This window comes from Nitrosomonas sp. (assembly GCF_020852615.1).
Classification (GTDB): Bacteria; Pseudomonadota; Gammaproteobacteria; order Burkholderiales; family Nitrosomonadaceae; genus Nitrosomonas.
The window spans coordinates 19,471-38,077 of the sequence record NZ_JADZAJ010000005.1 but is presented as its reverse complement, the minus strand read 5'-3'; the positions used below and the strand labels follow the sequence as shown (position 1 = coordinate 38,077).

General features: G+C 51.1%; 18 protein-coding genes. 10 read left to right on the top strand and 8 right to left on the bottom strand.

What is annotated here, in order from left to right; all coding sequences use genetic code 11:
- Positions 1-10 precede the first annotated feature (10 nt).
- Positions 11-628 carry a YqhA family protein gene (locus IT527_RS00330; RefSeq protein WP_292964980.1) on the top strand — a complete coding sequence of 206 codons (618 nt, stop codon included), beginning with the start codon at positions 11-13 and terminating at the stop codon, positions 626-628.
- Positions 629-657: 29 nt separating this feature from the next.
- On the opposite strand, the gene IT527_RS00325 is transcribed toward IT527_RS00330, so the two are convergent.
- Positions 658-1,398 (bottom strand): pteridine reductase, encoded by a 741-nt coding sequence (locus tag IT527_RS00325; RefSeq protein ID WP_292964977.1) that lies wholly within the window; start codon positions 1,396-1,398, stop codon positions 658-660.
- 72 nt (positions 1,399-1,470) lie between these two features.
- Between IT527_RS00325 and IT527_RS00320 the strand changes: the two genes are divergently transcribed.
- Positions 1,471-2,643: an SAM-dependent methyltransferase gene (locus IT527_RS00320; protein ID WP_292964974.1), complete on the top strand. Its 1,173-nt coding sequence runs from the start codon at positions 1,471-1,473 to the stop codon at positions 2,641-2,643.
- Positions 2,644-2,697: 54 nt separating this feature from the next.
- Here IT527_RS00320 and IT527_RS00315 read toward each other — a convergent pair whose 3' ends face one another.
- On the bottom strand, positions 2,698-3,402 hold the full coding sequence (locus tag IT527_RS00315) for a purine phosphorylase (RefSeq protein WP_292964971.1): 705 nt from the start codon (positions 3,400-3,402) through the stop codon (positions 2,698-2,700).
- Positions 3,403-3,416: 14 nt separating this feature from the next.
- On the bottom strand, positions 3,417-5,429 hold the full coding sequence (gene shc / locus IT527_RS00310) for a squalene--hopene cyclase (RefSeq protein ID WP_292964969.1): 2,013 nt from the start codon (positions 5,427-5,429) through the stop codon (positions 3,417-3,419).
- Positions 5,430-5,711: 282 nt separating this feature from the next.
- Between shc and IT527_RS00305 the strand changes: the two genes are divergently transcribed.
- The 3 genes from IT527_RS00305 to IT527_RS00295 are packed head-to-tail and all read left to right on the top strand — an operon-like array spanning position 5,712 to position 7,614.
- Positions 5,712-6,854, top strand: coding sequence for a GNAT family N-acetyltransferase (locus IT527_RS00305; protein WP_292964966.1), 1,143 nt, complete (start codon positions 5,712-5,714; stop codon positions 6,852-6,854).
- Positions 6,851-7,267: an EamA family transporter gene (locus IT527_RS00300; protein WP_292964963.1), complete on the top strand. Its 417-nt coding sequence runs from the start codon at positions 6,851-6,853 to the stop codon at positions 7,265-7,267. Before IT527_RS00305 ends, IT527_RS00300 begins: the two co-directional genes overlap by 4 nt.
- A complete protein-coding gene (locus IT527_RS00295) occupies positions 7,264-7,614 on the top strand; it encodes an EamA family transporter (RefSeq protein ID WP_292964960.1) in 351 nt (116 codons plus the stop codon). Before IT527_RS00300 ends, IT527_RS00295 begins: the two co-directional genes overlap by 4 nt.
- Here IT527_RS00295 and IT527_RS00290 read toward each other — a convergent pair.
- From IT527_RS00290 to IT527_RS00280, 3 genes are all read right to left on the bottom strand, one after another.
- The gene (locus IT527_RS00290) at positions 7,555-8,460 is read right to left on the bottom strand and encodes a hypothetical protein (RefSeq protein WP_292964957.1); all 906 of its coding nucleotides are present in this window, start codon (positions 8,458-8,460) and stop codon (positions 7,555-7,557) included. The genes IT527_RS00295 and IT527_RS00290 overlap by 60 nt on opposite strands.
- A gap of 4 nt (positions 8,461-8,464) precedes the next feature.
- On the bottom strand, positions 8,465-9,286 hold the full coding sequence (locus tag IT527_RS00285) for a VacJ family lipoprotein (RefSeq protein WP_292964954.1): 822 nt from the start codon (positions 9,284-9,286) through the stop codon (positions 8,465-8,467).
- Between the two features lie 244 nt (positions 9,287-9,530).
- On the bottom strand, positions 9,531-10,139 hold the full coding sequence (locus IT527_RS00280) for a MotA/TolQ/ExbB proton channel family protein (RefSeq protein ID WP_292964951.1): 609 nt from the start codon (positions 10,137-10,139) through the stop codon (positions 9,531-9,533).
- 299 nt (positions 10,140-10,438) lie between these two features.
- Between IT527_RS00280 and xseA the strand changes: the two genes are divergently transcribed.
- The 5 genes from xseA (at position 10,439) to IT527_RS00255 (ending at position 14,792) form a co-directional block, all read left to right on the top strand.
- Complete coding sequence (gene xseA / locus IT527_RS00275) at positions 10,439-11,785, top strand: exodeoxyribonuclease VII large subunit (protein WP_292964949.1); 1,347 nt, start codon at positions 10,439-10,441, stop codon at positions 11,783-11,785.
- A gap of 65 nt (positions 11,786-11,850) precedes the next feature.
- Positions 11,851-12,231, top strand: coding sequence for a DUF423 domain-containing protein (locus IT527_RS00270; protein WP_292964946.1), 381 nt, complete (start codon positions 11,851-11,853; stop codon positions 12,229-12,231).
- A 63-nt stretch (positions 12,232-12,294) separates the two neighbouring features.
- Positions 12,295-13,461: a THUMP domain-containing protein gene (locus tag IT527_RS00265; protein WP_292964944.1), complete on the top strand. Its 1,167-nt coding sequence runs from the start codon at positions 12,295-12,297 to the stop codon at positions 13,459-13,461.
- A 3-nt stretch (positions 13,462-13,464) separates the two neighbouring features.
- Complete coding sequence (locus IT527_RS00260) at positions 13,465-13,959, top strand: disulfide bond formation protein B (RefSeq protein WP_292964941.1); 495 nt, start codon at positions 13,465-13,467, stop codon at positions 13,957-13,959.
- A gap of 44 nt (positions 13,960-14,003) precedes the next feature.
- Positions 14,004-14,792, top strand: coding sequence for a peptidoglycan-binding protein (locus IT527_RS00255; protein WP_292964938.1), 789 nt, complete (start codon positions 14,004-14,006; stop codon positions 14,790-14,792).
- A gap of 160 nt (positions 14,793-14,952) precedes the next feature.
- On the opposite strand, the gene IT527_RS00250 is transcribed toward IT527_RS00255, so the two are convergent.
- Together IT527_RS00250 and zwf are read right to left on the bottom strand one after the other, a co-directional pair.
- Positions 14,953-16,698, bottom strand: coding sequence for a hypothetical protein (locus tag IT527_RS00250; RefSeq protein WP_292964935.1), 1,746 nt, complete (start codon positions 16,696-16,698; stop codon positions 14,953-14,955).
- A 456-nt stretch (positions 16,699-17,154) separates the two neighbouring features.
- Positions 17,155-18,600: a glucose-6-phosphate dehydrogenase gene (gene zwf / locus IT527_RS00245; protein WP_292964932.1), complete on the bottom strand. Its 1,446-nt coding sequence runs from the start codon at positions 18,598-18,600 to the stop codon at positions 17,155-17,157.
- Positions 18,601-18,607: the final 7 nt, after the last annotated feature.

Sequence of the window (18,607 nt, the reverse complement as noted above, 5' to 3'; positions counted from 1 at the left end):
ATAAACCGCCATGCAACCAGACCACAACACAACAACTTCCCCAAGACGAATACCGCCTGTTGCCTATTTTCTGTTTCTTTCCCGCTGGCTGCAATTGCCTTTGTATCTGGGGCTGGTACTGGCACAGGGCGTGTATGTATATCATTTCTGGGTTGAACTGTCGGATCTGATTGGCGCTATCTTTTCCAATCAGGGTGCCCTGCAGCATATTCTCGATATGGTGGCAGTCAAAGGAGCAGAAAAACCTGAAAAACTGGATGAAACCGCCATCATGCTGGTAGTGCTTGGCCTGATTGATGTGGTCATGATTTCAAATTTACTTATCATGGTCATTATCGGCGGTTACGAAACCTTCGTTTCACGCATGAATCTGGAAGGCCATCCTGATCAGCCGGAATGGCTGTCACATGTCAACGCTTCAGTATTAAAAGTCAAACTGGCAACTGCCATCATTGGCATTTCATCAATTCACCTGCTGAAGACATTTATCAACGCAAGTGCTTATGATGAAAAAACACTGATTGCACAAACCGTCATTCACATCGCATTTCTGTTTTCTGCACTTGCAATCGCTTATTGCGACCGGATCATCTCACAAACCGCCCGGCTTTCTGAAGAACATGAATGAAATGAAAGCAGCAGCATCCATTTTCCATATTACAGGCTGATACTGCGTCCACCATCTACCGCAATAATCTGTCCGGTAATGAACGGGGCATCTTCAACCAGGAAGCCGACTGTGCGCGCAATGTCGTCCGGTTCTCCCATCCGTTTCAGTAAGGTTCTTTCAATAATATGTCTGCGCGCCGATTCCTCCTGCCACTCACCTGTTTCCGGCCAGAGAATCGGCCCGGGGGAAATGCCGTTTACCCGGACTTCCGGAGCAAGTTCCATTGCCAGTGAACGTGTCAGGGCAACCAGCCCGCCTTTGGCTGCATTGTAAATAATGTAATGCTTAAGAGGCTGCTCGGCATGTATGTCAGTAATATTAACGATACAGCCCTGATTTTTTTTCAGATAAGGGGCAGCTGCCTGCGACAGAAACAGGGGAGCTTTCAGGTTGCTGCCCATCAGATCATGCCAGGCCTGTTCAGTACATTCACCCACGGGAGTTGGAAAGAAGCTGGAGGCATTATTAACTAATACGTCCAGCCGGCCGAACTGCCGGACAGCCTCATTAACCAGATCCGGGATTCTGCCGGCATCCAGCAAATCCGCCTGCAGTAATGCGACAGAATCCGGGCGCTTTTGTTCGAGCACCTGTTTCAGCTGTTGCGCATCCGCAAATGAGCCCCGATAGTGAACAATGAGCCTGGCACCTTTACAATGCAGCCGGCGGCAAATGGCAGCTCCCACTCGCCGCGCACCTCCCGTTACCAGAATTACCTTATCTTTCACAAAGCCCTCTTTTATTTACGCTACACTTCGCCGCTACAATCTACCATAAACTTTTTTACTGCTGAAAACCCCGTGCCCCTGCCCTTACCCGCCTCTTCCGAGCAAACATTCAGCGATGCCTTAAAATCAGCACTCCATAACCGGATCATGCAATCGGGTGGCTGGATATCCTTTGCTGATTATATGGAATCCGTTTTGTATACCCCTGAAACAGGCTATTACAGCGGTGGAGCCGCTAAATTTGGGGCAGGCGGTGATTTTGTCACAGCTCCGGAAATGTCTCCTTTATTCGGCCAGACGCTGGCACGACAGGCGGCACATATTCTAAGTGCAGTTGAACAAGGGGCCATTCTGGAATTTGGCGCGGGCTCCGGCAAGCTGGCAGTTGATCTGCTGCGGGCACTGGAAGAACTGAACCACCTTCCGCAGCACTACTACATCCTTGATCTCAGTGCTGATCTGCAACAGCGGCAGCGGACAACAATTGAACAGCATATCCCGCATCTGGCTTCACGAGTGCATTGGTTATCGGCATTACCAGAGCAATTCGAGGGTCTGATTCTCGCCAATGAAGTACTGGATGCCATGCCCTTTCATCTGATTGTCTGGCAAGACGGCAATATCGCGGAGCGGGGCGTTATCTGGAAGGATCATGAGTTGGCATGGCAGGATCAGCCGCTGGTCAATCAGGAATTATTTGAGATTGCCCGGCAACTGCCTCCGGCTGATCAACCTTCCCCGCATGCTTACATCAGCGAAATCAGTCTCGCCAACCGGCATTTCATCCGCTCACTCGCATCATTACTTCGGCGGGGAAGCATACTGCTGGTCGATTATGGATTCGGTCAGAGTGAGTATTACCACCCGCAACGGTATCAGGGTACGCTGATGTGCCATTATCGGCATCATGCCCACGATGATCCGTTTTTTCTTCCCGGATTGCAGGATATTACCAGCCACGCTGATTTCAGTGCCATTGCCCGGACAGCTCTCGATTCCGGGCTGGAACTGGCCGGCTACACCACACAGGCGCATTTTCTGATTAACTGCGGGATTACCGATTTACTGACACGCACACCGGCAGATCAGCCGGGGAATTACCTGCCATTGGCCAGCCAGGTGCAGCGCCTGGTCAGTCCGGCCGAAATGGGCGAATTGTTCAAGGTAATAGCTTTAAGTAAAGGGATTGAGCCTGATACTGCGGCTTATGGTTTTATGAAGGGCGATTTGCGGCGCCTGCTTTAATCCTTTGCCAGGAAGCCTCTGCACGAACCCCGCATACCATGCACTTGCCGGGATTTACCGGCCCAGTTCATGCCGGGCGGACTGAACAGCCTGCCTCAGGGTTTGACAGGCAGCCTGCATACCAGGCGCCAGACGCAACAGCTCGTTCAGATGAAGTGAGCGCTTCAGCAATAAAGTCAGCAGAGGAATTGGCTTAACGCTTCCATCCGGCTTCAGCGCCGCCATTAGTTCAGCTGGCGGAGAAAACTGTACCGGGTCTGAAATAGCGCGTATCGCCAGAAATGGTATGCCTTTTTCTGCTGCAACTGCAGCTACTGCACCGCTTTCCATATCCACCGCACATCCGCCACTTTGTAACGCAAGTGTACGCTTGGCTGTTTCTGTAGTAACTACCGTATCACTGGTCACCAATGAACACGAAATTACGTTGACGTGCCCCGGCAGGCAATGTCGAACCCGGGTACGCCAGCCATCATCTGTCGGATAATTCCGGCCTGCCAGTACTGATTTCGGCAGGATCAGGTCACCGGGCTGCAAACGGTCATCCAGTGCGCCTGCCACTCCAAAACTGATCAGCCCGGTCATTTTTTCCTGTTCACATAGCGCAATTGCTGCCTGCCGGGCGGCAACACTACCCATACCGCATATCCTGACTGTCAGATTTTTATCCAGTGTTACCGCCTGATCGAAAGGAATGCGCTGCCGCGTAATACATTGCGCTTCCGCACGTAAAGCAATAATGATACCGACACGACTCACGCAGCCGATCTCCTTTAATCGGCTGCCGGGTTAGTCAGCGCACGATAGCGATTCAGTGCCCACAGTGGAAAAAACTTTGAATAGCCGTGGTATTTCAGATAAAAAACTCTTGGGAACCCGGGTGCGGTAAACCACGGCTCTTCCCATAATCCAGCCGATTTCTGGGTACGAATCAGGTAATCAATCCCTTTTTGCACGGTTGCACTTTTCACCTCTCCTGATGCCATCAATCCGAGCACAGCCCATGCTGTCTGAAAAGAAGTACTTTCTTCCAGCTGCCCTGCCAGCTCTGGATTGAGGTAGGAATCATTGGTTTCACCCCATCCTCCATCAGCACGCTGTACCGATTTCAGCCACTGTACTGCACGTTTTACAGCTTGATGATCATGATCCACGCGCGCCAGCCTGAACGCCTCCAGCACTGACCAGGTGCCATAAATGTAATTACTGCCCCAGCGCCCAAACCAGGCGCCAGATGGCTCCTGTTCATTCAACAGAAATTTCAGCCCGTGCTTAACAGCCTGCTGATGTCGTGTTTCACCATTCAAGGCAAGCAGGCCGACACAGCGTGCTGTTACGTCGCTGGTGGGCGGATCCAGCAATGCGCCGTGATCGGCAAACGGAATTTCATTCAGGTAATAGTAAGTATTGTCTATATCAAAAGCAGCAAAACCACCGTTGCCCGATTGCATGCCAGCCAGCCAGTCTGCTGCCCGGGTTATGCTGTTGCGGTAATCTTCCCTGTTAGCCTGACATAGCGCCCACGCCACAGCAGCGGTATCGTCCAGATCCGGATAATGCGGATTGGCATATTGGAATGCCCAGCCGCCACCCGGTAATTCAGGTCGCCTGTCGCGCCAGTCGCCTGGCTCATCAAGTGCCTGTAGCGGAACAAGCCAGTCGAGCGCACGGTGAACCGGTTCACTGTCGGCCCGGCTATCTTCCTGCAGCGCCAGTGAAGCCAGTACGGTATCCCATACGGGAGATACGCAGGGCTGACACCAGGTAACATCATCCTCTTCGTTTATCAGCAGTTCACGCAAAGACAGGCGGCATTGCTGGAGCAGCGGGTGATCACGATCATGGCCCAGCAATACCAGTGCTTCATAGGCGTTGACCATTGCCGGAAAAATTGCGCCCAGACCGTCTTTGCCATTCAGTCGCTCGATTGTCCATTGCTCAGCTTTTTTCAAAGCCTTGTGCCGTATAAAAGCAGGAATGAACGGCTCCAGCTTTGAACCCAATCGTTCCACATACAGCAGCAAACGATTCAGCGGCGTGCGTACCGGGAAATAATTTTTTTCCTTTTCCGGGTCAACAGTAAACAGTTCCTGCACATGGACATTGCGCGGATTAACGGCTCTGGCCTTGAGTGTACACAGAATGGAAAGCGGTACCATCACTGTTCGTGACCAGTACGCCACTTTACTCAGATGAAAAGGGAACCAGCGTGGTAACAGCATGATTTCAGCCGGAATAAACGGCACACCACGCCATGGTATCTGCCGGTACATGGCCAGCAGCAGGCGGGTAAATACATTTGAGCGCGCAGCCCCTCCCCGCTCCAGAATCGCATTACGGGCACGCGCCATGTGTGGGGCTTCCGGTGAATCCCCGGCCAGTTTCAGTGCGTAATACACCTTAACGCTGCAGCTCATATCAAAATCACCACCGTAATACAGTGGCCAGCCGCCATGTCCGTCAATCACCTGGCGACTGCGCAGAAAATTGGCAATTTTCCGCTCCAGTTCGCCATTCACCTCATCCATAAAATGCATCATCAGGATGTATTCGGCCGGGATCGTGCAATCGGCCTCCAGCGGGAAACACCAGTGGCCATCTTCCTGCTGCTGTGCCAGCAAAGCTGCACGAGCACGGGTAATGGCGCCGTTTAATGCCGCAGCCGGAATTTCACTTGTCTCATTACCGGCACCATCAGCAACTGGCAAAGATTCTGACAGGATCGGACTATCCGGCAGGGATGATTTCTGCAGGGAAGATCCGGATAATGTTTGTGAAATGGCCATAAAGCGAAAAGCCTCCATTCAGTAAATCAGTGTGAAATAATTACGCCGCCTGTCAGGTTCGGATAACCTGGCAAGCTGAAAATTGTATCGCTTGAGAAAATTAATGCCAGAAAGACAACCCGCAAGGTGTTGAATTCATTTTTTATGGGTAAATAATCAAGCCGGAGTTCACTGCAACAGGTAAATACAATAATTTAACAGGATGCCGCTGTATTAAATTATGCTGTTTGCATTAGACTGGCCAACCGGAATTTGCTGTACCTGATTTGTTGTTATAACACAATGAATGCACATCAACCTGCCGTTTTATTTGTCTCGGATATTCCGGATTCACATGAACATGCAATCGAAGAAAATTCGGTTAACAAACACTACCAGCGTCCATTTTACCAGCTGGCACAGAAATCGCTCGGCAATCAGTTTGAGCATCGCTATCTGATCTTAAAAACCAGTCATGGTAAATCCTATGTGCAACTTCTGTTTCTGGTAAATCAGAATATTTTTGAAGGGCTTGCTCCCGTATTCAGGCAATTGTTGACAAAATGGGCACCGCGCAGACTGTCTGAAATCAGGATGCTAATGGTTGGATGCCCGACAGGTGAAGGCGCGCTGGCCGGCAACGGGCCTGATGGCCATGAGATTTCACAGCTGCTGCGAGAACATCTGCACAGAATTGCCCGTGAGCTGAAAGTATCACTGATTGTTTTCAAGGATTTTCCGGCAAGCTACCGTGACATACTCAGCCCTCTGCTTTCAGCCAGTTACATACGGATACCCAGTTTCCCGGCCTGTAAAATTGACCTCATCTACCAGGATTTTGAGGACTACCTGAAACAGGCACTGAGTCGCAATACACGCAAGGATCTTTACCGTAAATTCAGGGAAGCAGACCGTTTCGGGCAATTCTCAATGGAAGTGATTGAAGACTTCACTCCCGTACTGGATGAAATTTATCCTCTGTATTGCCAGGTACTGGCACGCTCAAAGTTCAAATTTGAAATTCTGACAAAAGATTATTTTGCCGGACTGGGAAAAGCGCTGGGGGGAAGTGGCCGTTTCTTTATCTGGCGAGATACCAGCGGAAAAATCGTGGCATTTAACCTGTGTGTACTGGAGAAAAAGGTGCTGCGTGACTGCTATATCGGGTTGGATTACCAGATAGCACTGGCTGCACATCTCTACTTTGTTTCATTCCGGGATATCATTTCCTGGGCGATCAGGCATAATCTGGAACAGTACTACACCAGCCCTCTGAATTACTCTTCCAAGCTGCACCTGAAGATGGATCTGGCACCGCTTGATCTGTACATACGGCATGTCAACCCGGCTATCAATTTCCTCTGCAGGTATCTGATGCCTGCACTGGAACCCACTCAGTATGATCCGCTTCTGCCCAAATTCCAGAATTACAAAGATTTACGATGACTCCGAATCAATCTGCACCTAAAACCGGAAACAGCCTGCCTTACTGGGGAATTCTCTTTTGCTCCCTGTTTGTTACCGCATCGGAAGTATTTCTGAAAAAAGGTGCCAATGATATGGCTGGTCCTGATGATCTGCTGAGTCTGATACATAACCCGCTGCTGCTCTCGCAATGGATCTGGCTGGGCATATTTTGCTATATCGTCAGTCTGGGATTCTGGATAAAGGTGCTCCAGATTTTGCCTCTTAATATTGCTTTCAACCTGGTAAATATCGAACACCTGTTTGTTCCGGCAGCCAGCTATTTTTTCCTGGATGAATTCATCAGCCCCATGCGGATTGCCGGAATATGTCTGGTGCTAACGGGAGTATGGCTGATCGCAGAAACCTACTGCCGCATGGAAGAACGCGCATGACCAGCTGGTTTCTGATACTGATTGTCTTCTCACAAATATTCATGGTTGGCGGGCAGCTTTTTCTTAAACATGCCCTGAATAAAAAAGAAGAAATGGCAGAGGCTTCTCTCTGGAAGCGATCTGCTCCTTACATTTATGGCATCAGCCTGATGACAGGCTGGTTTTTTCTATGGCTGGAATTACTGTCCCAGGTGGAACTGAGCTATCTTTATCCGTTTGATGCCTTAAGCCCGCTATTTATGGCCTTTGGTGCCAGCCTTGTGCTCAAGGAGAAGATGACAGCCCGCTTATGGTACGGCATCCTGCTGATCATTACCGGGCTCATGCTCGTCGGTGCCAGCGAGTAATGGCCACAACCGGCAGATCGCCCTGTAATTATTCTGCATTGCCGCAGGCACTGAAGGTATAGTGATTTTTGGGTGATCCAGCGTTGAAACCAGACGCTGGGTTATGCGGGAGAATTCCGGGTCCGAATAAGCACCGCAAATGTCCCCCCCAATCAGTCTGGCGTACCGGCGAATTTGTGTAACAGCCCAGCAAAGATCATCTACCGTGAACAGACCGTGTTCCCAGTTACTGAAAAACTCCCTGGCATCCAGACAATCCAGATCAATCGTGACGTAGATTGATTGCCCGTGCCAGCGGGACAGCTGTTGCAGAAAAATGGATCGCCAGGTTTCACGGGAAATACGCCCATCCTGACAAACAGACAGATTCGGGTAACGTTCCCGCCATGAAAAGATCTGTAACCTACCTGATTGCAACGCCCGCCCGGGTGAAAACAGGTTATGCGGCCAGTTAAGCTCAAAATTGCCGCATCCCCACACTTGGGCTGATTCCAGCCAGCCGGACTCAAGTGCTCTGTTAATCCAGCCGCCACAACACCATTTTGGAGGTTTTGTATCCCAATCCGGGTGATTATCAAATGAAAGCAATACAAAAGGTTCCTGAATCCGTCTTATCCAGAGCGCACTCAAATGATGAAAATCACCGGATCCGTAAAGAATGAACGGGCGCAAATACGGCATGATTTCCGAATAGAAATCTTCGATTTCATCAGTCCGTGCCGAGAAACGAAGGCGTGGCCCCCATATTTTGACATCTTTAGACGGGATATGAAGCAAAGCCGCTGTGTCGGTAAGCTCATCACCCAGATCAATATGGATCTGGGTGGAATTTTTTTCTGACAGCATCTATTCAAGGAGAAATGATTTTTTCTTCCCGGTCTGCTGACTGACTCACCGGTTCGTTTACTGACAGATCTGCCTCATCATCCAGTGGGTCATCGTCGTAATTATCAGCCGGCAGATTACCATCATGGATCTGATATTCGCGTTGCTGCATATAACCCTCACGCACAAACAGATAAGGGTCCAGTGCAGATTCATCACGAATTTTCATTACCTCCGCAAGGCTGGCTCTTTTATCAATAATGCGCAGAATCGCAAGAGGAATAATTGCAGGCCCGCCCAGCGCATAAGCCAGATAAAAAAGCCCATCCGAAAAATAGCTGAATGGAATATCGGCAGCATCCCGGTCTGTACTTGGCCCGTAAAGAGGAATAAACAGGTAAGAGCCGCTCTCCACCCCCCACGTTGCCAGTGTCTGGCCAAAATCCTCGTTATGTTCCGGGAACCCCATATGCCCGGCCATATCAGAAAGCCCTCCCACACCGATTGTGGTATTGATTATAAAACGCATCGTGTCAGACAATCCCTGCTGCACTTTCCCCTGCAGGAAGCTGTTTAAAACCACCCCCGGATAGGAGAGATTCCGGTAAAAATTACTGATCGGGCGCTGTATCGCTTTGGGGACATGCTCGATATATGCATCAGCAACCGGTTCAAGAAATCTGCGATCGATTTCATCAGTCAGCCGATAGGATTTACGGTTGATCGGCTCATAAGGATCATGGGTATCTGCCTGATCTTTCTGTGCGGGAATCGAGCTGCAGGCTGAACAAATCAGCGCCAGACAGCAGACAAGATTCCGTAAATAGCTGGATCGGGAAATGGGCATAGGTTGAATCTGATCACCGGTTATGCTGCGGCTGTTCTTTTTTCTGTTAAATTTCAAGGTATTTCCCGGACAAAGCTGCCGGCAAGTCCGGTACCTCATTTCAATCTTCAATCAGCAGCTGATTTCATCAATCAGGTCAGCTGAGCCAGGTTTTCCTTATCACTGTCAGGGGTTGCGGAGGTCTGCCGGACAGGTCTCTGTAACGACATTTACCCGACATTTCTGAACATCAGCGCCGATATGGTCAGGTGCGCCGTTCTCCATGCACCACTTCCACCAGTTTGAGTGCCTGCAGCTCCATTTCCAGCACCAGTTCATCAACTCTGGCGCGAAAATGGCGGTAAAAAATGATGCTGGGGATTGCTACCAGAATACCAAAGGCCGAGTTATACAAAGCAACTGAGATTCCATGCGCAAGCTGTATCGGGTTACCGCCTGTCGGTGTACCGGATCCGAAAATATCAATCATGCCGATCAGCGTACCAAACAATCCCATCAGCGGACTGAGCGAAGCAATTGTCCCTAAAGTGGTAAGGTAGCGCTCCAGTTCGTGAGCAGCCACACGCCCGGCCTCTTCAATGGATTCCTTCATGACTTCACGCGGGCTGTCGATATTCCGCAGTCCTGCCACGAGAACCTGCCCGAGCGGAGAATGCTCCTGCAGGCGATTCAGCGTATCTGTATGTACACCTGAACGGCGATATTCCTGCAATACTCTTGGCAATAAATCCCGCGGAGCGACTTTTGACAGACGCAGACTCCATAAACGCTCGCCGATAATACCCACTGCCAGGACGGAAGCCAGTATGATCGGCCATATTGGCCACCCTGCTGCCTGAATGATTGAAAACACGAATTGATCCCCTTAGTTGTAATGAATCCAAGCGCACTATTTTGCAGTACTGGCACACTTTGCTCAACCGGCGTTTTTGTCGGAATAAGTTATACACAATTCCTGTGGATAACTTTGTGAATAAATCCTGAATAAGCCGGATAAGTAGTATTGCCAGCATGAAGTTCTTTAAACTGCTTAATTTTAAGGCCAAATAATTTTATTAAAAACAATGGGTTATTTTAAGTTATTGTTACCACGCAAGCTTTTCAGGACTTGCCAAATTAATCAAATGTCATTGTGGATGATTATAAAATAACATGACCGGTCACGACCTTTTTCCCTCACCCCCTAAAATCCTCTGGTGCGTCAGTGAATTAAACCGTAATGCTCGTGTAATACTTGAACAGAACTTTCCGCTGCTCTGGGTAAGTGGCGAAATTTCCAATCTGAAACGTTATCCATCCGGGCACTGGTATTTCTCACTCAAGGATGACAACGCACAAGTGCGATGTGTTATGTTCCGCCATAAAAATCTTTATCTGGACTGGCTGCCACAGGATGGCATGCAGGTTGAAGCTCAGGTACTGGTGACGCTGTACGAAGCACGAGGTGAATTTCAGCTTACAGTCGAACTGCTCCGTCGTGCCGGATTAGGGGTGCTGTTTGAGGCATTTGAACGCCTCAAAGCCAGACTCCGGCAAGAAGGGTTATTCAACCCGGAATACAAACAGCCATTACCCCGGTTTCCGCAGCAGATTGGAATTATCACCTCCCCTAACACCGCAGCATTGCAGGACGTACTTACAACCTTGCAACGGCGCTCCCCTTCGATCCCTGTCATTATTTACCCTGCGCCGGTACAGGGAGAAGGCGCAGCTGCCTCCATTGCCACCGCACTGCGCACTGCTGTATCCCGGGCCGAGTGTGATGTGCTGATCATGTGCCGGGGAGGTGGCTCGATAGAAGATTTATGGGCATTCAATGAAGAAATCGTGGCGCGGGCAATCGCTGCCTGCCCGATTCCTGTCGTAACCGGCATTGGTCACGAAACCGACTTTACTATTGCCGATTTTGCAGCTGATGTGCGTGCTCCAACGCCAACAGGTGCCGCACAACTGGTATCACCCGACAGACAGGAAATCCGGCATCGCCTGCAGTACTGGCAGCATCGCCTGCAGCAGACAACGGAACGCAATATGGAACGCCGTATGCAAACAGTGGATCTGCTTGCCCACCGCCTGGTTCACCCCGGTGAACGTATCCGCCATCAGCTGGAATATTTAATGCAGTCAGGTAATCGCCTGCAGAATGCCTGGGGCCGGCAGCTGGAAATACATCAGTGGCGCATTAATACGATCCGGCAACGTATGCAATCGGCCCGGCCGGACATTCAGGCACACATCAGACACCATCGGGAACTGGCGGCACGACTGCAGCGGACAATGGCCAACCAGCTGGAAAACTGGCAATTCAGGCTGCGTCAGCAACAACAGCACCTGATGCATCTTGATCCCAAAGCGGTACTGGCACGTGGTTACAGTATCGCCTATACTGCCCGGGGTGATATTTTGCAAGACAGCCGGCAGGTCAGGACGGGTGACAATGTGCGACTGGTGCTGGCCAGTGGATGGGCCAGGGCGGATATCACCGAAACGGGCAAATAAATCCAAAAAAACCTTATTGGCTTCGTTTATTTCATCCTTCACTTTAACCGGGAGTTAACTCAATCATGTCCAGAATTTTTATCGCACTGGGTGCTGTCAACGCATTCGTGTGTGTTGTACTGGGCGCCCTGGGAGCCCACTGGCTGAAAGCCACGCTGACAGCCGATATGCTCACCAGCTTCCAGATTGGCGTGCAGTATCATTTTTATCATGCCTTCGGATTGATACTGGTCGGGCTGGCGATAGACCGGTTTCCGCAAGCGCGTACGTTAAAGTTTGCGGGAATCCTGATGATGACCGGTATCGTACTGTTCTCCGGCACGTTATATGTTGTCAGTTTGACAGGATGGCGCGGGATGGGGATGGTAGCACCACTGGGAGGGTCATCCTACATGGCTGGCTGGCTGCTGTTTGCCTATGCTGCCTTGAAACATAAATCTGCATAAGCATAAATTACTGACAGCGTATCTGTTACTGACAACCTATCTGGCCGGCTTTCAGGCCGCGAAATGACCGAACATTTTTTTGCACCGTGTCCGCGTGGACTGGAAGCCGTTCTGGCAGCAGAACTTGAGCACCTGGACGGCGCGACCGCTATCCGGCCTTCCCCCGGTGGTGTGGCATTTCAGGGAGACTGGCAAACCTGCTATCGTGCCAATCTTGAAAGCCGCATTGCCAGCCGTATTTTATGGCGAGTTGCCAGCCATCCTTACCGGAATGAGGTGGATATTTATGACCTCACCCGTGCCCTGCCCTGGCAGGACTGGTTTGACCCCCGGCTAACCGTAAAAGTTAACCTGGCTGCAATTAAATGCCCGCTGCGCAGCCTTGATTTTGTAACGCTCCGGATCAAGGATGCAATATGCGATAAATTCAGGGCAGCCTGCGGCAGACGGCCTGATATTGATACTGCCACACCGGACATGCGCATTCATGGTTTCCTGGATGCCCGGGAGTTCACACTTTATCTGGATACTTCGGGTGAAGCCCTGTTCAAACGCGGCCTGCGTCATACCCGGGGTGAAGCACCGTTGCGTGAAAATCTGGCAGCAGGCATCCTCGCGCTGGCCGGCTGGCAGCCCGGTACTCCACTGCTCGATCCGATGTGCGGCAGTGGCACTATACTGCTGGAAGCCGCACAAATTGCCTGCCAAATTGCCCCCGGCTCCGGACGCCGGTTTGCCTTTGAAGAACTGAAACTGTTTGATGCCGGCACATGGAAAAAAATCAGACAAACTGCAACAGACAGGCAGCTTGAACGTACATTTCAATCTGTTTACGGCAGTGATCTCTATGGAAATGCGCTGGCCAATGCCCGCCATAACCTTGCCGCAGCGGGACTGGCTGAATGTGTTTCCCTCAAACAGGCCAATGTACTGGATATCTCCGCGCCCGCCCAAACCGGTATACTGGTCAGTAATCCGCCATATGGTGTGCGTATTGGCGATCAGCAGATGCTGGCCGGGCTCTACCCGCAACTGGGTGACATACTGAAACAACGGTTTAGCGGCTGGCGGGCATTCCTGCTGACAGCAGACACTCAGCTCGCAAAATCTGTCCGGCTCACACCTTCTCGCCGCATTCCGCTGTTCAACGGTGCACTGGAGTGTCGTCTGCTTGAATACAAACTGGTTGCGGGCAGTATGCGCAAAAAAGATCAACCTGTGAGTAATTGAACTATGCGAATAATCTTCCTGCTGATTTTCCTTGTTTGCACCGGGCTGGTAAGCAGCGCACTGTATCTGCAAATCATCGAAGGGCTGCTGCCTTGCCCGTTATGTATCTTTCAGCGCATTGCCTACTGGCTGGTCGGCATCACAGCGTTACTCGCCTTTATACACAACCCGCAACTATTGGGGCGGCGTATCTACTGCGTACTGATTATCCTGTTTTCACTGACTGGCGCCATAGTTGCCGGACGACAGGCCTGGCTGATACGCTTTCCTGAATCATTCGAATGCGGCATCAGCCCGGAGGAAGCTTTCCTGAACGGATTGCCCCTTGCTCAATGGTGGCCGGCCATGTTTGAAGCCAATGGGGATTGTACTGATGGCACCTGGAAATTACTGTCCCTGACGATTCCTGACTGGTCATTACTGGCATTTCTCGCATTCGGATTCACCGCGGTACTGCTCTGGAAAAACAGATCAGCCCACCCCGCAAATTTCAGGTAGAAAAAATTTCAGACAGACATCGGGCCTGTTCAGGAGAATAAGACATGATTCCTGTTGATGGTAATTTTATACTCGCGATTGCTCCCCGATTCTCTGGTAACAAGAAAGCCAGTCAGACAAAAATCATCGGTGCCATTTCCCCGATTTTTTCAGCAACACTTGATCGCTATGGAATCAGTACCCGGTTGCGGATTGCCCATTTCATGGGGCAGGTCACACACGAATGTGCCGGTTTCACTACTACGGAAGAATTGGCTTCCGGAGCCGCCTACGAGGGCCGGCAAGATCTGGGAAACACTCAACCCGGGGATGGAAGGCGCTACAAGGGACGTGGATTGATTCAGCTCACCGGTCGCGCAAATTACAGAGAAATTGGCCGGATTCTTGACCTTCCGCTGGAACAAAACCCGGAAATGGCAGCTGAACCGGCAACCTCTCTGAAAATAGCATGCGAATACTGGAAAAAGCGGAATATCAATTCAGTAGCCGACCGGGATGATCTGATAAATGCTACCAGACTGGTCAACGGCGGTTTGAATGGCCTGGAAGAGCGCCGCACTTACCTCATTAAGGCCAAAACTGAACTGGTACGAATCGAAGGGCTTATTATCTCGGCGAATGAAGGTGGTAACACGATGGTCCTGCACCGGGGATCTTTTGGCGATGGTGTCATCCAGCTACAGGAATTACTGGTTAAAAAAGGATTTTCTCTTTCAATTGATGGTGATTTTGGTGCAGCCACTGAGCTTGCCGTCATCACATTTCAAAAAGCCGTCAACCTTGAGGCTAACGGCATAGTTGGAGAAAGCACCTGGAATAAACTGCGTGCTTAAGGAATTGCTGCGAATCAGGTTACGGGACAAAGGACTCCGGCTGTGATAACCATAGCCAAACAGGGCAAACAGATCAGATGAGCAGATGAGGTTTCCGGCAATGCCAGGGAAAACCCTCCCTGGCATACTGTTTTTACCGGATACAGGGAGAGGGGTACAATCATTGCCCGAAACGGGATGCTGTCAGTGTTATATCCGCCTGTTTCCACGCTTTATCAAAACGCGCCCTGATGACTTCCGCATCTGCTGTTTTATTTTGGGCACGCAACGCCTGCAGCAGACCGAAAAGTGCCCAGCCATTATCACGATTACGTTTCAGGTCTTCCCAGTACACTGTTTCCGCCTCGTCCGGCCGCCCGGCTTCCAGCAGGATAGCGCCCAGTGCCAGCCGTGGCGGATAATGCCATTCGGCCGGCTCGGTATAGGCCAGACTATCCTCTAACCGCACTGCCCGTTCAAGATGTGCAATGGCAGAATCATATTTCTTACGGGCAGCCGCAATTTCACCGGCCAGCACTTCGGGAGCAATGCGCAGAATATCGCCGGTCGTATTCCTTGAAAGCAGCGTACCACTCAGTGCAGCATGATTTTTCATGATCCTGCGCAACTGTTGCAGCTCTTTTTCCGCGCGTGGCAGCTGCTTTGTCGCCACAAAAGCCAGTCCGCGCACGTAGTGCCAGCTCCCTTTAAGAAATGCATTGAATGCGGGTGGTGCAGGTTCAGCCAGGATTTCCTGCCATTGCCCGAATCGTGCGAGTGCCCAGTAAGGTGTCACACGAAAAAGTGCCGTAATCGGCATTTCACGCAGTAACGCATCGTCCACCATACCGGCAGCTTTTCGTGCACTTTCCAGCGCCAGTGCACGCTGACCGCCGGCTGTTGCGGAAAACCAGAGAAAATGAACGTTGTGCGGGTAATACACCATCGGGTACAACCCGTGGGTATGGGAGTGATCGATATAACGCTCATCCGCTGCAATCGCCAGCTGATTGCTCTTTACAGCATCCGCGTAACGCCCCACCCGCTGAAAAATATGGGAAGACATGTGCACCATGTGTCCTGCGTCCGGCATCAGTGTCATCAGGGTATCGGCCGCACGCTCAGCACGTTCCGGCATGTTTGTGGGCTCCATCAGATGGATATACATGTGCAGCGCGCCAGGATGTGTCGGGTGATTGCGCAATACCGTCTCGGTTGCCGCCACGATTTCATCCGTACCCTCATACGGGCGACCGTCCCGCATCCAGTAATTCCACGGACGCAGATCCATGACCGATTCCACATAAAGCAGTGCAATATCTGAATCGTCCGGGAAATTGTGGTGTACTTCACGCATGGCATCAGCGTAGGCTTTATCGTTTGCTTTACGATTTTCAGCTGCTCCCGAGTAACGCTGTTTCAGTGCACGAATTAAAGCCTGTTCCCTGGGTGAAGCGGATGTGATGAATGATTCCGCCTGTTTAATCAGTTCCAGCGCGCGGGGTTCATCTGCCGGATTCATTGGTGCATTAATATTAGGCCCCAGTGCCAGTGCCTGCCCCCAATAGGCTATTGCCAGCCGGGGGTCCAGTTTTGCTGCTTCCTCAAATGCATGGCCGGCTTCGGCATGATTGAAGCCATAGACAAGATTAAGTCCCTGATTAATGTACAGCTGTGCCTGCTTGTCCTGAGTGCTGACCGGAAATGTATGTATACCAAGATTCTGCAGCCTGGCAGCCGGTTGTGCTCCGGGTACCAGCTGATCGGCAGGCACAGGCTGTCTGTGTGATGGCTGCTCTGCAGCTGATATCTCATGGTTCTCACCGTGCCCGGCCAGGTTTTTACCGGATGGAACAGTCGTGCAGGAAACACTGACAGCCGCTGACAGCAAACCTGCCATGATAGATCCTGATATACGCACTTTCATAAACAGCTCCTTTTTGAATTTCTTAAAAATCGATCATGCAGGTAAAACAATATGTATCTCCCGGTTGCAGCGATCAACTGGAACTGCTGCCTCACACAATCGGGACAGTACCTTCCACCGGCCTGCTCAGCATTTATAAATCGGGGCTGATACAGTGCGGTTTGAATACCGCTCTACCGATTCACGTTTTTCAGAAAACTCCTTGCTACTTTGGCAGCGCTCACAGACTGTTTGGAGAGATTCTCTGGTGAGCGCATTTCCGGCTCGTGGTGTGAAATCCCGAATATGCCGATCATAGCTGATCAGCAATTGAAGTATCTCGATTATCCGTAACGGGATTGGCAATCAATGAAGCTGTGCAATCACCCTCCAGCACACTGGTTTGCTCAGAGTCAGCCCCGGCAGTTCACAGCAGGGGGTAAGTGACGGGTTTCCATGTACTTTTCTTAAAATCAATCACAGCAAATCTCTTTTGTGCGGATCCGTGACCGGCCGCCATTCGTGGCCCGGTATAAGCAGGTGGTTCTGCGATGCAGGGCCTTCTGAGCCGGCAGCATATTCCTCCGGACTGCCCTTGCTCCATGCACGCAACACCGGATCGAGCAAGCGCCATGCCCATTCGACTTCATCAAAACGCAGGAAGTGCGAGCAGTTACCGTCGATTGCATCCATCAGCAACTGTTCATACGCAGAAAACTCTTTGGCATTTTCTTGCGCATACGATGCGGTGAGTACGACGGTATGCGTGGCAAATTCCATGCCGGGCTTCTTGGCCGTTGCCACCAGATTCAGGCTTTCCTGCGGCTGCAAACGGAATATCATCCAGTTGCTGGGTGCAATCTTACCATCCGGCAGCGCATCTGGTACCTGTCTGAACTGTACAGCGATTTCTGAGCAATTGCTGGCCATGCGCTTGCCGCTGCGCAAATAGAATGGAACGCCCTGCCAGCGCCAGTTATTGATCTCGAAACGCAATGCTGCAAAGGTTTCGGTATTTGAATCCCCCGGGATACCGGGTTCCTGACGGTAAGCGGGCACTTCCTCGCTGCCGATTCTGCCGCCAGTATACTGACCTCGTGCGGCCCAACTGCATACCGTATGCTCATTGAACGGTACTGCTGCACGTAACACTTCGACTTTATGATCACGCAATACTTCGGCATCCCAGCTTGACGGCGGCTCCATGGCAGTGAGGCAGAACAGCTGCATCAGATGATTTTGCAGCATGTCACGCAGTGCGCCTGCACGATCATAATAAGCGGCACGGTGCTCGACTCCCAGAGTCTCCGGACAACTAATCTGCACTTGTGCGATATGTGCGCTGTTCCAGAGCGGCTCGAGAAAACGGTTGGCAAAGCGGAACACCATCAGATTCTGAGTCGTTTCCTTTCCCAGAAAATGATCAATACGCAGTATATTTTCCTCAGCCCATTGGCTGTGAATCTGTTTACGCAATATTTCAGCACTTGCGAGATCAGTACCAAAAGGCTTTTCAACCACCAGGCGCCGCCAGCCTTCGGAAGCCTGTGCAAGGCCCGCTTCACCGAGTGCCATGGCTGCAGTACCGAATAAGGGTGGAGGCAAAGCCAGATAGAAAAGTGCCGATCCCTTTATACGATGCCCGATCTCTTTCATCTGCCCGGCTTCAAGACTACCGGTAATGTAATCCAGGCCGGCACAAAATGCCTGGCCCTCATCAGCCCTGTAATCCGGTACAAACGTATGTAATGCCTTCCGGATATGATCACGGAAATACTGCTCACTCCAGTCTTCAACAGCATAGCCCGTGATTTTAAGATCGCGGGCATACCCCAACCGGTATAAGCGGTACAGCGCCGGCATCAGCAGGCGCTGTGTCAAATCCCCGGTTGCACCAAGGATCACCAGATTCGTATCGGGCATGATCTTT

Excerpts from the sequence above, each read along its gene's own strand:
- IT527_RS00255 (WP_292964938.1), top strand. The coding sequence starts at position 14,004 with ATGATTCCTGTTGATGGTAATTTTATACTCGCGATTGCTCCCCGATTC.
- IT527_RS00265 (WP_292964944.1), top strand. The coding sequence starts at position 12,295 with ATGACCGAACATTTTTTTGCACCGTGTCCGCGTGGACTGGAAGCCGTT.
- IT527_RS00260 (WP_292964941.1), top strand. The coding sequence starts at position 13,465 with ATGCGAATAATCTTCCTGCTGATTTTCCTTGTTTGCACCGGGCTGGTA.
- IT527_RS00285 (WP_292964954.1), bottom strand. The coding sequence starts at position 9,286 with ATGCCCATTTCCCGATCCAGCTATTTACGGAATCTTGTCTGCTGTCTG.
- xseA (WP_292964949.1), top strand. The coding sequence starts at position 10,439 with ATGACCGGTCACGACCTTTTTCCCTCACCCCCTAAAATCCTCTGGTGC.
- IT527_RS00330 (WP_292964980.1), top strand. The coding sequence starts at position 11 with ATGCAACCAGACCACAACACAACAACTTCCCCAAGACGAATACCGCCT.
- IT527_RS00290 (WP_292964957.1), bottom strand. The coding sequence starts at position 8,460 with ATGCTGTCAGAAAAAAATTCCACCCAGATCCATATTGATCTGGGTGAT.
- IT527_RS00250 (WP_292964935.1), bottom strand. The coding sequence starts at position 16,698 with ATGAAAGTGCGTATATCAGGATCTATCATGGCAGGTTTGCTGTCAGCG.
- IT527_RS00305 (WP_292964966.1), top strand. The coding sequence starts at position 5,712 with ATGAATGCACATCAACCTGCCGTTTTATTTGTCTCGGATATTCCGGAT.
- shc (WP_292964969.1), bottom strand. The coding sequence starts at position 5,429 with ATGGCCATTTCACAAACATTATCCGGATCTTCCCTGCAGAAATCATCC.
- IT527_RS00270 (WP_292964946.1), top strand. The coding sequence starts at position 11,851 with ATGTCCAGAATTTTTATCGCACTGGGTGCTGTCAACGCATTCGTGTGT.
- IT527_RS00300 (WP_292964963.1), top strand. The coding sequence starts at position 6,851 with ATGACTCCGAATCAATCTGCACCTAAAACCGGAAACAGCCTGCCTTAC.
- IT527_RS00295 (WP_292964960.1), top strand. The coding sequence starts at position 7,264 with ATGACCAGCTGGTTTCTGATACTGATTGTCTTCTCACAAATATTCATG.
- zwf (WP_292964932.1), bottom strand. The coding sequence starts at position 18,600 with ATGCCCGATACGAATCTGGTGATCCTTGGTGCAACCGGGGATTTGACA.